The following is a 13,473-nucleotide window of genomic DNA, read 5'->3' on the forward strand; positions in this document are numbered from 1 at the left end:
CTTCTGTCACACAGCTGCAATAATTCCGTTATCTAATGCGCCGCAAGACAGATTAAACGACCCGAGGTTTTGCTCCATGGTTGGTAAGAACATTCTGATCGTTGATGACGAAGCGCCGATCCGCGAAATGATCGCAGTGGCGTTGGAAATGGCCGGGTACGAGTGCTTGGAAGCCGAGAATACCCAACAGGCCCATGCCATCATCGTCGACCGCAAGCCCGACCTGATCCTGCTGGACTGGATGCTACCCGGCACCTCCGGCATCGAATTGGCCCGGCGCCTCAAGCGTGACGAACTGACCGGCAATATCCCGATCATCATGCTCACCGCCAAGGGTGAAGAGGACAACAAGATCCAGGGTCTGGAAGTCGGCGCCGACGACTACATCACCAAACCGTTCTCGCCCCGCGAGCTGGTGGCGCGCCTGAAAGCGGTACTGCGCCGCGCCGGCACCGGCGACAGCGACACCCCCATCGAAGTCGGCGGCCTGTTGCTCGACCCCATCAGCCACCGCGTAACCATCGACGGCAAACCGGCCGACATGGGCCCCACCGAATACCGTCTGTTGCAGTTCTTTATGACCCACCAGGAACGCGCCTATACCCGTGGCCAGTTGCTGGACCAGGTCTGGGGCGGCAACGTCTACGTAGAAGAACGTACCGTCGACGTGCATATCCGCCGCCTGCGCAAGGCTCTGGGCGAGGTGTACGAGAACCTGGTGCAGACCGTGCGTGGCACCGGGTATCGTTTCTCCACCAAAAGCTAGGTCGGGAACTCTTACTCTGTGAATCAAGACTGGCGTGGCGTCGTTATCCGCCGCTTGTTACTGCTGATCGGTGCCTGCCTGCTGGTGGGCCTGATCAGCGGTGAATATGCCTGGAGCCTGGTGGTCGGCCTCGGCGTCTACCTGGGTTGGACCCTTGCCCAACTGCTGCGCCTGCACAACTGGCTCAAGCACCACCAGACCGACCAGCCACCGCCCGACGGCTATGGCCTGTGGGGCGAGGTATTCGACAGCATCTACCATCTGCAACGCCGCGACCAACGTGTGCGCGGCCGTCTGCAAGCGGTGATCGACCGCGTCCAGGAGTCCACTGCGGCGCTGAACGACGCCGTGGTGATGCTCGATAACGACGGCAACCTGGAATGGTGGAACCGCGCCGCGGAAACCCTGCTGGGTCTGAAAACGCCACAGGACAGCGGCCAGCCGGTGACCAACCTGGTTCGCCATCCGCGCTTCAAAGACTACTTCGAACTGCCCGCGCACCCCGAGCCGCTGGAACTGATCTCGCCGATCAATGACCGCATGCACCTGCAGTTCCATATCACCCAGTACGGCAACGGTGAACACCTGATGCTGGTGCGTGACATCACCCGCATGCACCAGCTCGAGCAAATGCGTAAAGACTTTATCGCCAACGTTTCCCACGAGCTGCGCACGCCGCTGACGGTGATTGCCGGCTACCTGGAAACCCTGCTGGATAACGTCGAAGAAGTGAACCCGCGCTGGCTGCGGGCGCTGCAACAGATGCAGCAGCAAGGCGGGCGCATGCAGAACCTGCTCAACGACCTGCTGCTGCTGGCCAAGCTGGAAGCCACCGACTACCCCTCGGACAACCAGCCGGTGGCGGTGGACCTGCTGCTGCTGTCGATCAAGAGCGACGCCCAGGCGCTGTCCAACGGGCGTAACCACCGCATCAGCCTGGAAACTGACAACAGCATCCGCCTGAAGGGCAGCGAAGCGGAGCTGCGCAGCGCCTTCTCCAACCTGGTGTTCAACGCGGTGAAATACACCCCGGACAATGGCGAAATCCGTGTGCGCTGGTGGGCCGATGAGCATGGCGCGCACCTTGCCGTGCAGGACAGCGGCATCGGCATCGACGCCAAGCACCTGCCGCGCCTGACCGAACGTTTCTACCGGGTAGACTCCAGCCGCGCCTCCAATACCGGCGGTACCGGGCTTGGTCTGGCCATCGTCAAGCATGTACTGCTGCGCCACCGTGCGCGCCTGGATATCAGCAGCGTGCCAGGCAAAGGCAGCACATTTACTTGCCACTTTGCCCCGGCGCAGGTGGTCAGACGCTAATCCTGCAACAGTTCGAGGCTGGGCAAGCGCCCCGCTAGCGGCTAGTCTGCTGATCTGGCGGTGCCTGAAGCGCCGCTGCCAACCTATTACTCAACCTACAAGTCTGGACACTCTGAACCACCCCTATGGACCCTTCTCCTAGTTACGACGCCGCCACTTATTTCGCCGACTTCGGCCTTATCCTCTTCGCACTTCTGCTGGTTCTGCTTAACGGCTTCTTCGTTGCTGCGGAATTCGCCATCGTCAAACTGCGCGCCACCCGGGTTGACGCCATCGCCGCCAAGAACGGCTGGCGCGGCCATATTCTGCGCACCGTACACAACCAGCTCGACGCCTACCTGTCCGCCTGCCAGCTGGGTATCACCCTGGCCTCGCTGGGTCTGGGCTGGGTTGGTGAACCGGCGTTCGCCGAGCTGCTGACGCCGTTGCTGCACAGCATGGGCGTGGACTCGCCACAGCTGGTCCACGGCATCGCGTTCTTCACCGCGTTCTTTATCATTTCCTACCTGCACATCGTCGTCGGCGAGCTGGCCCCCAAGTCCTGGGCGATCCGCCAGCCCGAGCTGCTGTCGCTGTGGACCGCTGCGCCGCTGTACCTGTTCTACTGGGCCATGTACCCGGCCATCTTTATCCTCAACGCCAGCGCCAACGCCATTCTGCGTATCGCCGGCCAAGGTGAGCCCGGCCCGCACCACGAGCACCACTACAGCCGCGACGAACTGAAACTGATCCTGCACTCCAGCCGTGCCAGCGACCCCAGCGACCAGGACATGCGCGTGCTGGCCTCGGCCGTGGAAATGGGCGAACTGGAAGTGGTCGACTGGGCGAATTCGCGCGAAGACCTGGTGTACCTGAACCTGAATGCCGCGCTGCACGAAGTGTTCGCCGTGTTCCGCCGGCACAAGTACAGCCGTTACCCGGTGTACAACGAGGAAAGCGAAGAATTCGTCGGCGTGTTGCATATCAAGGATCTGCTGCTGCACCTGTCGCTGCTGGAAATGCTGCCCTCGGCGCTGAAAATCAGCGACCTGATGATGCCCGTGGAGCGCGTTACCCGGCATATGCCGCTGTCCACCCTGCTGGAAGAATTCCGCAAAGGCGGCTCGCACTTCGCCCTGGTGGAAGAAGCCGACGGCAAGGTGATCGGCTACCTGACCATGGAAGACGTGCTGGAAGCCCTGGTGGGCGATATTCAGGACGAACACCGCAAGGCCGAACGCGGCATCCTCGCTTACCAACCCGGCAAACTGCTGGTGCGTGGCGATACCCCGCTGTTCAAAGTCGAACGCTTACTGGGCGTCGATCTTGACCATATCGAAGCGGAAACCCTGGCCGGGCTGATCTACGAAACCCTCAACCGCATGCCGGAAGAGGAAGAAGTGCTCGACGTCGAAGGCCTGCGCATCATCATCAAGAAGATGAAAGGGCCGAAGGTGATCTTGGCCAAGGTTGTGAAGCTGGATTAACCCCGCTTCCAGTCAAAACCCCCGGCGTCCCGGCGTAGGCCGGGATCCAGTGGTCCGGCAATCCGGTTCGGTACTCGCTGAACGAGCGCTGTTCTCCTGCAATATTCTGGGTCCCAGCCTACGCTGGGACGACGGTGTTTTGGCTGGCGGACGTCGTCACCTTCCCCGCCACAATCATCTGCGCCGCCTTCTCGCCAATCATGATGCACGGCGCATTGGTGTTACCGCTGATCAGCGTCGGCATGATCGACGCATCGGCCACCCGCAGGCCCTGCACACCTATCACCTCCAGCTGCGGCGTGACCACGCTCAGGGCATCCACGCCCATCTTGCAGGTGCCCACCGGGTGAAACACGGTGGCGGCGTATTCGCGGATATAGGCCAGTAGCTGCTCGTCACTCTGCACCTCGGTGCCGGGCAGCATTTCCTTGCCGCGCAAGCCGTCGAAGCTGTTGTCGGCGAGCACCTTGCGCGCCAGCTTGAGGCCCTCGATCAGCACCTTGGCATCATCCATATCGGCGAGGAAGTTGTAGTCGATCTCCAGTTCGCGCTGTGGGCTCAGGCGCAGTTCACCAATGGATTTCGGTCGCAACACGCAGGTGTGCACGGCGTAGCCATGACCCCATTCGAACAGCCGGCCACGGTGGCTTCGGTAGCCCGGCACAAAGTGAAACTGCACATCGGGCAACGCCTCGGCCAATGGCGTGCGGGCAAAGCCGCCGGCTTCCACATAGTTGGTGGTCAGCCAACCCTTTTTTTGCAGCAGGTATTTGAACGGCGAAGCCAGGATGCTACCCAGCGAGCCCCAGGAAAACCCCAGGGTCAGCGGGCTGGTTGAACGCACGGTAATCAGGCCGTCGAGGTGGTCCTGCAGGTTCTTACCGACACCGGGCGAATCGCACACCACCGGCACGCCGGCGGCTTCCAGCTCGGCGCGCGGGCCGATGCCGGAGTTAAGCAGAATCTGCGGCGAGCCAATGGCACCGGCACACAGAATCACTTCGCGACTGCAATTCAGGGTCAGTGGCTGGCCGTCTTTGAGCAGGTGCAAACCACGCACCTGAGTGCCTTCGCACAGCAGCGTCTGCACGTTGCAGCCGGTCAGCACCGTCAGGTTCGCCCGCTCGCGTACCGGCGCGACAAAGGCGCGGTAGGCGGACAGGCGCTTGGCGTTCTTCTGCGTGAGGCTGTAGATGCCCGCGCCTTCCAGCTCGCCGCCATTGAAGTCGTCATTGGTCTTGATGCCCACCCGCGCAGCCGCTTTTACAAACAGCGAAGACAGCGGGTTGGGGTCACGCGCGCGGTCCACCAGCAACTCGCCGAGGGTGCCATGCAGCGCCGGGTTCTGGCCGAGCAGGTTGCGCTCGGATTTCTTGAACAGCGGCAGTACATCTGCCCAGCTCCAGCCGGCACAGCCGTGCTCGGCCCAGCGGTCGTAATCCGAGGCGTCGCCACGGATATAGATCATGCTGTTCATCGAGCTGGAACCGCCCAGGGCCTTGCCCCGTGGGGTGTGCAGGCGGCGGTTGTTGAGTTCTTTCTGCGGCGTGGAGAAAAAATTCCAGCTGAAGATTTTGCTCTTGTACAAGGTGATGGTGCCGGCCGGGGTTTGCACCCGAGGGCTGGCATCGCTGCCGCCGGCTTCCAATAAGCACACGCGCACGGCGGGGTCGGCGCTCAGGCGATTGGCCAATACGCAACCGGCCGAGCCGGCGCCGACGATGATGTAGTCGAATTGCTCAGACATGGAGGCCTCGGTCTGTACCAAAACCACCGTCATCCCGGCGTAGGCCGGGATCCAGTGGTCCGGCAATCAGGGGCGGTGATTGCAAAACCACCGACGTATTCCTGCGAAATTCTGGATTCCAGCCTGCGCTGGAATGACGGTGTTGGGGTGGGAAGAGTGGTGTTAATGCACCTCAGCGAGGTCATCGTGCAGCAGCTCCAGAATCCGCCGCTTCATGCGGATGAACTCCGGCTCCATCACCACATCCAGCGAGCGCGGGCGGTCGATGGGTACGTCGAGGATTTCCTTGATCCGCCCAGGCCGCGCGCCCATCACGTAGATGCGGTCGGCCAGCAGAATGGCTTCGTCGATGTCGTGGGTCACGAACACCACGGTCTTCTTCGCGTTGCCCCACACCTGCAGCAGCAGCTGCTGCATCTGCAGACGGGTCTGGCTGTCGAGGGCACCGAAGGGTTCGTCCATCAGCAGAATCTGCGGGTCGTTGGCCAGCGCGCGGGCAATCGCCACGCGCTGCATCATGCCGCCGGAGAGCTGCTTGGGGTAATGCTGGGCGAATTTGCTCAGGCCCACTTCGTTCAGATAGAACTCGACGATGGTGTTGATTTCATCGCCCGGCAAACCGCGGCGTTTGAGGCCGAACTCGATGTTCTGGCGCACCGTCAGCCACGGAAACAGGGTGTAGCTCTGGAACACCATGCCGCGATCAGCGCCCGGGCCGTCGACCTTTTTGCCACCTACGTAGATGGCACCATCGCTGGGCTCGGCCAGACCGGCGGTGAGGTACAGCAGGCTCGATTTACCGCAGCCCGAGGGGCCGACGATCACCGCAAATTGCTGGTCCGGCACTTCGAACGAAACGTTGTCGAGCGCGGTAAAGGTTTCGCCACTGGGCGACTGATAACGCAGGCTGACACCCTCCACCTTGAGGCGGCTTTCCACAGCGGCGTACTCACTGAGCGCCGGCATGATGTAGGGCTTGGTGGAGGCTATTGTGCCCATGCGGCAATCCTCAGACGGAGCAGACGAAAGAGTTGGTCGGTGATCAGGCCCAGCAGGCCGATGATGGCGATGGCGAGGAAGATCACATCCACCTGGAAGCCGCGCATGGCCTTCAGGCTGATGTAACCGAGGCCGCTGGAAGCCGCCACCAGTTCAGCCACCACCAGGTAGGTCCAGGCCCAGCCCATGGTCACCCGCAAGGTGTCGAGCACGCCGGGCAGCGAGGCCGGGCCGAGTACATGAAAGACCACATCACGGCGGGTGGCGCCGAGGGTGTAGCTGGCATTTACCAGGTCCTTGGAAACGCCTTTGGACACATCGGCGATCATCACCAGCTGCTGAAAGAAGGTGCCGAAGATAATCACCGCCACCCGCTGCTCCAGGCCGATGCCGATCCACAGAATGAACAGCGGCACGAACGAGGTCACCGGCAGGTAACGGATAAAGTTCACCAGCGGCTCAAGGAACGCCTGCACGATCCGGAAGCTGCCCATCAGCAGGCCCAGGGGCACCGCCACCAGGGAAGAAATGGCAAAGCCGATCAGCACCACCTCAAGGCTGGCACCCACGTGTTTGGCCAGAGTGCCATCGTTGCTCAGGCGCACGGCGGCGTCGAACACCGCACCCGGGGTGGGCAGAAACATGGTCGGCACCACGCCGCCATAAGACAACCCGACCCACAGGCCGAGAACCGCCAACCAGCACAGGGTGCTCGCGGCGAAGATGAGTTTCACCGGCAGGCCGACCTTGGGGGTCAGGCAGCGGTTGATCCAGGAACGAGCAGTGGCCACAGCGCCACCTCCACATAAGGCAGGAAAAACAAGGCAGAGAGAAGCACGCTGCGTGCCGGAACACGCAGCGTGAAAGGCGTTACGGGGTGACGAACGAGGTATCCACCAGGTCGTCGTAGCTCACCGCGAACGGCTTGCCTTGCAGCTCGCTCCAGGTTTCGTTGGCCAGGCGGATGATCTCGGCGATATCACCGGGCTTGCCCTGGGTGCCCAACAGTTTTTCGCTCATCGGCTGGTCGTAGAACTTCACGCCCTTGGCCGCTTCTGCCAGGTCCTCCGGCTTGGACAGGTAGCCGCCCACGCCTTTGGCCATGATGGTGTAGGCCTCTTTTGGATGGTCCTTGGTGTACTGCACGGCCTTGTACAGACCGGCCACCAGGGCTTTCACATCCTCAGGTTGTTTTTCGATCACATCGCAGGACAGCGCGACCACATCGACGATCACGCCAGGGGTAGCCGAGCTGTCCACCAGCACAGTGCCGGTGCCCTTCTGCTTGACCATGGTCAGGTTTGGTTCCCAGGTCACGGCAGCGGGAATGCGGCCGGCGATAAAGGCGCTGGCGGCATCGTCGGCGGTCATGTTCTGCACCTCGACGTCGGCCATGCTCATGCCTTCTTTCTTCAGCAGGTAGGACAGCCAGAACTGCGACACCGAGCCCTCGTTCACGGCCACCGATTTGCCTTTGAGGTCTTTGATGCTCTTGATGTCTTTGGTCACCACGATGCCGTCGCCGCCATGGCTTTCATCCAGCGCGGCCACGGTTTTGAAGCAGAAGTCCTTGGAGCGGTACTTGAGGATTTCGTCGATGGTGGAGGCTGAACCGGAGAGCTTGCCCGAGGCCTGAGCAGCCATATACATCGAGGCTTCTTCGATGGTGGTCAGTTCCAGGTCCAGGCCCGCATCTTTGAAGTAGCCCAGGTCGCGAGCCAGGTACAGGGTGCCGTAACCCACCCAGGTGGTGTGGCCGATGGACAATTTGCCAGCCTGCGCGCCAGTGGCGACGGCCGCTAAAACGAGGGACAGCGAGACACGCTTGAGCAAGGACTTACGCATGGAACACTCCCACAGCCTGAAGGCTTAGTTATTGATTGAATTGCGGGGCAGTACGGCCATCGGCCAAGTTGTTCCGTGACCCGCGCCTCTGTCGGGCGGGGTTCTTGTTCTGCGGTGTTGCGTGTTCTGTTCTTGATTTTCTGTGGGAGGGGCTTTAGCCGCGATGAAAGTAGCGCCGAGCTCATGGCCAAAGCCTCTCCTACATGTCTCTCGATTAAATGAGGGTGAGCTTTCAGATCAAAAGCATCGCGGCTAAAGCCCCTCCCACATGGAGCTTCGATTGGTTAAAGAACACCGATCTCCTGCGCCGTACGGTCAACCGCCCGCTTGGTCTTGGCCACCAACTCATCCAGCTCACCACGGGTCGCCACCAACGCCGGTGCCATGATCATCCGGCCCAGGGTCGAGCGAATAATCAAACCCTCTTCAAAACCGATGGTGCGGCAGCGCCAGGCGATGTCGTTTTCATTGGCGAAGCGTTTGCGGGTGGTTTTGTCTTCGGCAAATTGCAGCGCGGCGACCAGGCCAGCGCCCTGGATTTCGCCCACCAGCGGGTGGTTGCCGAACACTTCGCGCAGGCAGCTTTGCAGGTACGGGCCGGTGTCGGTTTTCACCTGGGTGACCACGCCTTCATCACGCAGCGCCTTGAGGTTGGCGATGGCGACAGCCGCTGCCACCGGGTGGCCGGAGTAGGTCAGGCCGTGGGCAAATACGCCGCCCTGTTCCACCAGTACTTCTGCCAGACGCTTGCTGAGGATCAGGCCGCCCATGGGGATATAGCCGGAGGTCAGGCCCTTGGCGATGGACAGGGTGTCGGGTTCGAAACCGAAGTACTCGTGGGCGAACCATTCGCCGGTGCGACCGAAGCCGCCAATCACTTCGTCAGCGCACAGCAGCACGTCGTACTTATGGCAAATGCGCTGAATTTCCGGCCAGTAGCTTTCCGGCGGGAAGATCATGCCGCCAGCGCCCTGGAACGGCTCGGCGATAAAACCGGCAACGTTTTCGGCACCCAGTTCAAGGATTTTCTCTTCCAGCTGTTGTGCGGCTTTCAGGCCGAATTCGGCCGGCGTCAGGTTGCCCTCGTGGGCGTACCAGTACGGCTCGTCGATGTGCTCGACATCGGGAATCATGCCGCCCATGTCGTGCATAAATTTCATCCCGCCCAGGGCCGTGGCTGCCAGGGTGGAGCCGTGGTAACCGTTCCAGCGGCCGATCATGATTTTCTTCTCGGGCTTGCCGAGAATCTGCCAGTAGCGGCGCACGGTGCGGATCAGTACCTCGTTGGCCTCGGAGCCGGAGTTGGTATAGATCGCATGGCTGTAGTGGCCGGGCAGCAGGCTGAATAGCAGCTCGGAAAGCTCCACCACTGCCGGGTGGGTGGTGTGGAAAAACATGTTGTAGTACGGCAACTGCTCCATTTGCTGGGTGGCGGCGGCCGACAGATCGCGGCGGCCATAACCAAGGTTGGTGCACCACAGGCCGGACATGCCGTCCAGGTAGCTGTTGCCGTCGTTGTCCCACAGGTGCAAACGCTCGCCACGCACTATCACCCGTGGCCCTTCGGCGTTCAGCGCTTTCTGGTCGAGAAAAGCGTGGATGTGGTGAGCGGCGTCAGAGGCTTGGTAGTCGCTGGTGGCGCGTTTGGCAGTCATCTAAATGTCTCCGGATCTTTCTTATCTGAGCTGAAACCAGGTGGTCTTCAGCTGCGTGTATTTGTCGAAGGAATGCAGCGAGAGGTCGCGGCCGAAACCGGATTGCTTGCCGCCACCAAAAGGCGTGCTGACGTCCAGGGCATCGACGGTATTCACCGACACAGTGCCAGCGCGCAATTGCCGGGCCACCCGGTGAGCGCGGTGCAGGTTGTCGGTCCACAGGGAAGCGGCCAGGCCGTAGATGCTGTCGTTGGCCAGGCGCACGGCCTCTTCCTCGGTGTCGAACGGGATCACTGCCAGCACCGGGCCGAAGACTTCTTCCTGGGCCAGGCGCATGTCAGGGGTGACGCCGGTAAAAATGGTCGGCTGAATAAAGTTGTTGGAGCCATTGAAGGTCAGCTGCTCGCCGCCACAAGCCAGGCGTGCACCTTGCTCATGGGCACCGCGGATATAGCCCATCACCCGTTCGGTCTGGCGCGCTTCAACGATGGCACCGGTGGTGCTGTTCGGGTCCAGCGGATCACCCGGTTGCCAGCCTTGCGCCTTGGCCACCAGACGCTCGACGAATTCATCGTGAACCGAGCGCTCCACCAGCAAGCGCGAGTTGGCCGAACACACTTCGCCCTGGTTGAAGAAGATGCCGAACGCGGCTTTCTCGGCGGCCAGGTCCAGGTCGCAGTCGGCGAACACCAGATTGGCGCTCTTGCCGCCACACTCCAGCCACACCTGCTTGAGGTTCGACTGCGCGGAGTACTGCATAAAATATTTGCCCACCTCGGTGGAGCCGGTGAACGCCAGGCAATCGATATCCGGGTGCAGGCCCATGGCCTTGCCGGCGTGTTCGCCCAGGCCCGGCAACACGTTGAGCACGCCGGCCGGAATACCCGCTTGCAGCGCCAGCTCGGCCAGACGCAATGCCGAGAACGGCGACTGCTCAGCCGGCTTCAACAGCACCGAGTTGCCGGCCGCCAGGGCCGGGGCGAGCTTCCAGGCGGCCATGTCCAGGGGGAAATTCCATGGCACCACGGCGGCGACCACACCCAAGGCTTCACGGGTGATGGTGGCAAGCACGTTTTGCGCGCTGGGGGCGATTTCGTCGTAGAGCTTGTCCAGCGCCTCGGCGTACCAGCGGAACACGCCAGCGGCGCCTGGCACGTCGACGTTGTAGGCATCCATCACCGGCTTGCCCATGTTCAGTGAATCGAGCAGCGCCAGCTCTTCGCGGTTCTCAAGAATCAGCTCGGCCAGACGCAGCAACACGGCTTTGCGCTCGGTGGGAGAACGTTGCGACCAGATCCCGGCCTCGAATGCCCGGCGCGCTGCACGAACGGCAGCATCGACATCCGCCGCGCCACAGGCGGCAACCTGGGCCAGGGTTTCACCGGTGGCCGGGTTGATCGCGGCAAAGGTCGCCCCGGACTGTGCCGGCAGCTGTTGCCCGTCGATCATCGCCAGCGTTGGAAAGCGCTGGGCAGCGGCCCGTTGTTGCCAATCGTTAAGCTCAAACACCCCGTCGCCCCTTTCACCGATAAACCTTTTGGTGAGAGCGATGGTGGCGGAACGGGCTGCATAGGAAAATTATTAAAAATGTCTTCGGGGTATATGAAAAAGCTGCTTTGGGCTGCACCGAGGTGGTGCCGGGTGCCAGATAAAAGTGCACCACCCCGTAGGAGGGGCTTTAGCCGCGATGCTTTTGATTTTAAGAGCATCGCGGCTGAAGCCGCTCCTACGGGGACCGAGTTACAGGTCGAGGCCGTCGTACAGCTCCGGGCGGCGGCCAGCCAGGTAGGGGAAGGTGCCTTCCTGCGCTGCCCGCTGGCCATGGTCCAAGTCCACCACCAACAACGCCTCGCCATTGCCCGCGCTGGCCAGCTTGCTGCCATCCGGTGCCGCCACGCAGGAGCCGCCGAGAAAGGCCAGCCCGGCTTCGATGCCGCTGTGGTTGCAGTAGGCAACGAACAGCTGATTTTCCACGGCGCGGGCCGGCACGATCAGGTCGGGCACGGCGCGGTATTCGGGAGTGAGTGCGGTGGGGATCAGCAGCAGCTCGGTGCCTTCCAGGGTCAGCTTGCGCACGTTCTCGGGGAATTCGACGTCGAAGCAGATCAACAGACCGATGCTCCAGCCCGCGAACTCGAAAGGCTTTTCCAGGCGTTCGCCCGGGGTGAACAGGGTGCGCTCGAAGGTGCCGAACAGATGGGTCTTGCGGTAGTTGCTCAGGCGAGTGCCGTTGGCATCGATCACCTGCGCCGAGTTATAGGGTTTGCCGCCGTCCTCGTGGCTTTCGGCATAGCCGTAACAGATGGCGATGCCATGCTCACGGGCCAGCTCGGCGATGTGCTGCGCTGAAGGCCCATCGGCCGCTTCGGCCTGTTGTGCACGCAGGTTATAGCCGCCCAGCCACAGCTCCGAACACAGCAACAATTGCGCACCAGCAGACGCAGCCGCGCGGGCCTGCACGGCCAGGTCGGCGAGGTTGGCGGCGATATCGCCGGGGTGGCCTTCGGTTTGCCAGAGCGCCAGACGCATGCGGTTTCCTCCCGGGATGCAACCCTGTTGTTTTGGAGACTGTGTATGGGTTTTGCTACGAATTGGTGATTGTCTGAAGCAAGGGCCTGGCCAAGAAAAATATGCCCTGTGCCGCGAAAAAAGGTGTGTACGCCGAACCACGACCGCTGCGCCAACGCGGTAAGGTGTGCACGGAAATGTCCTAGCCGAGGTCTGTCGTGGCTGCCTATACCCTGCGCCAACTTAAATATTTCGTCACCACCGTGGAGTGCGGCAGCGTCGCCGAGGCCTCGCGCAAGCTGTATATCGCCCAGCCGTCGATTTCCACGGCGATCAAGGGCCTGGAGGAAAGCTTCGGCGTGCAGCTGTTTATCCGCCATCACGCCCAGGGCGTGTCCCTGACCCCCAGCGGCGCGCGCTTTTACCGCAAGGCCCAGGAACTGCTGCGCATGGCCAAGGAGTTCGAACAGAACGCCCTGGCCGACAACGACATCATTGCCGGGCAGATCGATATCGGCTGCTTCGAAACCGTGGCACCGCTGTATCTGCCGCGCCTGATTGCCGGCTTCAACGCGCTGTATCCCGGCGTGGAAATCCGCATCCGCGATGGCGAGCAACAGGAACTGGTACAGGGCCTGACCTCCGGCAGTTTCGACCTGGCGATTCTCTACGACCACGACCTCGACGGCACCATCGAAACCCAGGAACTGATGCCGCCGCAGCGCCCCTATGCACTGCTGCCAGCCGACCACCGCTTTGCCCAGCAAGCCCAGGTGTCGCTGCGCGATCTGGCGCTGGAACCGATGATTCTGCTGGACGTACTACCGAGCCGGACCTACTTCGTCAGCCTGTTCGAAGAGCTGGGCCTGACCCCGCATATCGCCTTCAGCTCGCCCTCCATCGAGATGGTCCGCGGCATGGTCGGGCAGGGCTTTGGATTTTCGGTGTTGGTCACTCGCCCGCACTCGGAATGCACCTATGACGGGCAGAAAGTGGTGGCCGTGAATATTGCCGAAGACGTCACCGGCTCGGGGCTGGTGGCGGCGTGGCTGAAGCGTTCGCAGCTGACCAAGTCGGCGCAGTTGTTTGCCGATTATTGTCAGCAGCAGCTGGGCCCTCAATCCTCGTAGGAGCGGCTTTAGCCGCGATGCTTGTGATCTTCAAGAG

General features: G+C 61.8%; 11 protein-coding genes. 4 read left to right on the plus strand and 7 right to left on the minus strand.

Going from position 1 to position 13,473, the window contains the following annotated elements; genetic code table 11:
• Positions 1-76: 76 nt before the first annotated feature.
• From phoB to ACVW0Y_RS06255, 3 genes are all read left to right on the plus strand, one after another.
• Positions 77-766 (plus strand): phosphate regulon transcriptional regulator PhoB, encoded by a 690-nt coding sequence (gene phoB / locus ACVW0Y_RS06245; RefSeq protein ID WP_108095202.1) that lies wholly within the window; start codon positions 77-79, stop codon positions 764-766.
• An 18-nt stretch (positions 767-784) separates the two neighbouring features.
• On the plus strand, positions 785-2,086 hold the full coding sequence (gene phoR / locus ACVW0Y_RS06250) for a phosphate regulon sensor histidine kinase PhoR (RefSeq protein ID WP_457436808.1): 1,302 nt from the start codon (positions 785-787) through the stop codon (positions 2,084-2,086).
• A gap of 125 nt (positions 2,087-2,211) precedes the next feature.
• On the plus strand, positions 2,212-3,552 hold the full coding sequence (locus tag ACVW0Y_RS06255; RefSeq protein ID WP_457436809.1) for a hemolysin family protein: 1,341 nt from the start codon (positions 2,212-2,214) through the stop codon (positions 3,550-3,552).
• Between the two features lie 118 nt (positions 3,553-3,670).
• Here the strand turns inward: ACVW0Y_RS06255 and ACVW0Y_RS06260 are convergent, their stop codons facing one another.
• From ACVW0Y_RS06260 to ACVW0Y_RS06290, 7 genes are all read right to left on the minus strand, one after another.
• Positions 3,671-5,299, minus strand: coding sequence for a GMC family oxidoreductase (locus tag ACVW0Y_RS06260; RefSeq protein ID WP_457436811.1), 1,629 nt, complete (start codon positions 5,297-5,299; stop codon positions 3,671-3,673).
• Between the two features lie 162 nt (positions 5,300-5,461).
• Positions 5,462-6,265, minus strand: a complete 804-nt coding sequence (locus tag ACVW0Y_RS06265; protein ID WP_457437163.1) for an ABC transporter ATP-binding protein — start codon at positions 6,263-6,265, stop codon at positions 5,462-5,464.
• Between the two features lie 20 nt (positions 6,266-6,285).
• Positions 6,286-7,089: an ABC transporter permease gene (locus ACVW0Y_RS06270; RefSeq protein WP_457436812.1), complete on the minus strand. Its 804-nt coding sequence runs from the start codon at positions 7,087-7,089 to the stop codon at positions 6,286-6,288.
• 79 nt (positions 7,090-7,168) lie between these two features.
• The gene (locus tag ACVW0Y_RS06275; RefSeq protein ID WP_457436814.1) at positions 7,169-8,143 is read right to left on the minus strand and encodes an ABC transporter substrate-binding protein; all 975 of its coding nucleotides are present in this window, start codon (positions 8,141-8,143) and stop codon (positions 7,169-7,171) included.
• 284 nt (positions 8,144-8,427) lie between these two features.
• On the minus strand, positions 8,428-9,798 hold the full coding sequence (locus ACVW0Y_RS06280) for an aspartate aminotransferase family protein (RefSeq protein ID WP_457436816.1): 1,371 nt from the start codon (positions 9,796-9,798) through the stop codon (positions 8,428-8,430).
• A gap of 21 nt (positions 9,799-9,819) precedes the next feature.
• On the minus strand, positions 9,820-11,307 hold the full coding sequence (locus tag ACVW0Y_RS06285; protein ID WP_457436817.1) for an aldehyde dehydrogenase: 1,488 nt from the start codon (positions 11,305-11,307) through the stop codon (positions 9,820-9,822).
• A 231-nt stretch (positions 11,308-11,538) separates the two neighbouring features.
• The gene (locus tag ACVW0Y_RS06290; protein WP_457436819.1) at positions 11,539-12,327 is read right to left on the minus strand and encodes a carbon-nitrogen hydrolase family protein; all 789 of its coding nucleotides are present in this window, start codon (positions 12,325-12,327) and stop codon (positions 11,539-11,541) included.
• A 197-nt stretch (positions 12,328-12,524) separates the two neighbouring features.
• Here ACVW0Y_RS06290 and ACVW0Y_RS06295 point away from each other — a divergent pair, with 197 nt between their 5' ends.
• A complete protein-coding gene (locus ACVW0Y_RS06295; RefSeq protein ID WP_457436820.1) occupies positions 12,525-13,436 on the plus strand; it encodes a LysR family transcriptional regulator in 912 nt (303 codons plus the stop codon).
• The last annotated feature ends 37 nt before the right edge of the window (positions 13,437-13,473 follow it).

This window comes from Pseudomonas sp. TE3786, from assembly GCF_054057335.1.

What these genes read in the sequence shown, in the direction of transcription:
- phoB (WP_108095202.1), top strand. Translation starts at nt 77, where the DNA reads ATGGTTGGTAAGAACATTCTGATCGTTGATGACGAAGCGCCGATCCGC.
- ACVW0Y_RS06255 (WP_457436809.1), top strand. Translation starts at nt 2,212, where the DNA reads ATGGACCCTTCTCCTAGTTACGACGCCGCCACTTATTTCGCCGACTTC.
- ACVW0Y_RS06260 (WP_457436811.1), bottom strand. Translation starts at nt 5,299, where the DNA reads ATGTCTGAGCAATTCGACTACATCATCGTCGGCGCCGGCTCGGCCGGT.
- ACVW0Y_RS06265 (WP_457437163.1), bottom strand. Translation starts at nt 6,265, where the DNA reads ATGCCGGCGCTCAGTGAGTACGCCGCTGTGGAAAGCCGCCTCAAGGTG.
- ACVW0Y_RS06275 (WP_457436814.1), bottom strand. Translation starts at nt 8,143, where the DNA reads ATGCGTAAGTCCTTGCTCAAGCGTGTCTCGCTGTCCCTCGTTTTAGCG.
- ACVW0Y_RS06280 (WP_457436816.1), bottom strand. Translation starts at nt 9,798, where the DNA reads ATGACTGCCAAACGCGCCACCAGCGACTACCAAGCCTCTGACGCCGCT.
- ACVW0Y_RS06290 (WP_457436819.1), bottom strand. Translation starts at nt 12,327, where the DNA reads ATGCGTCTGGCGCTCTGGCAAACCGAAGGCCACCCCGGCGATATCGCC.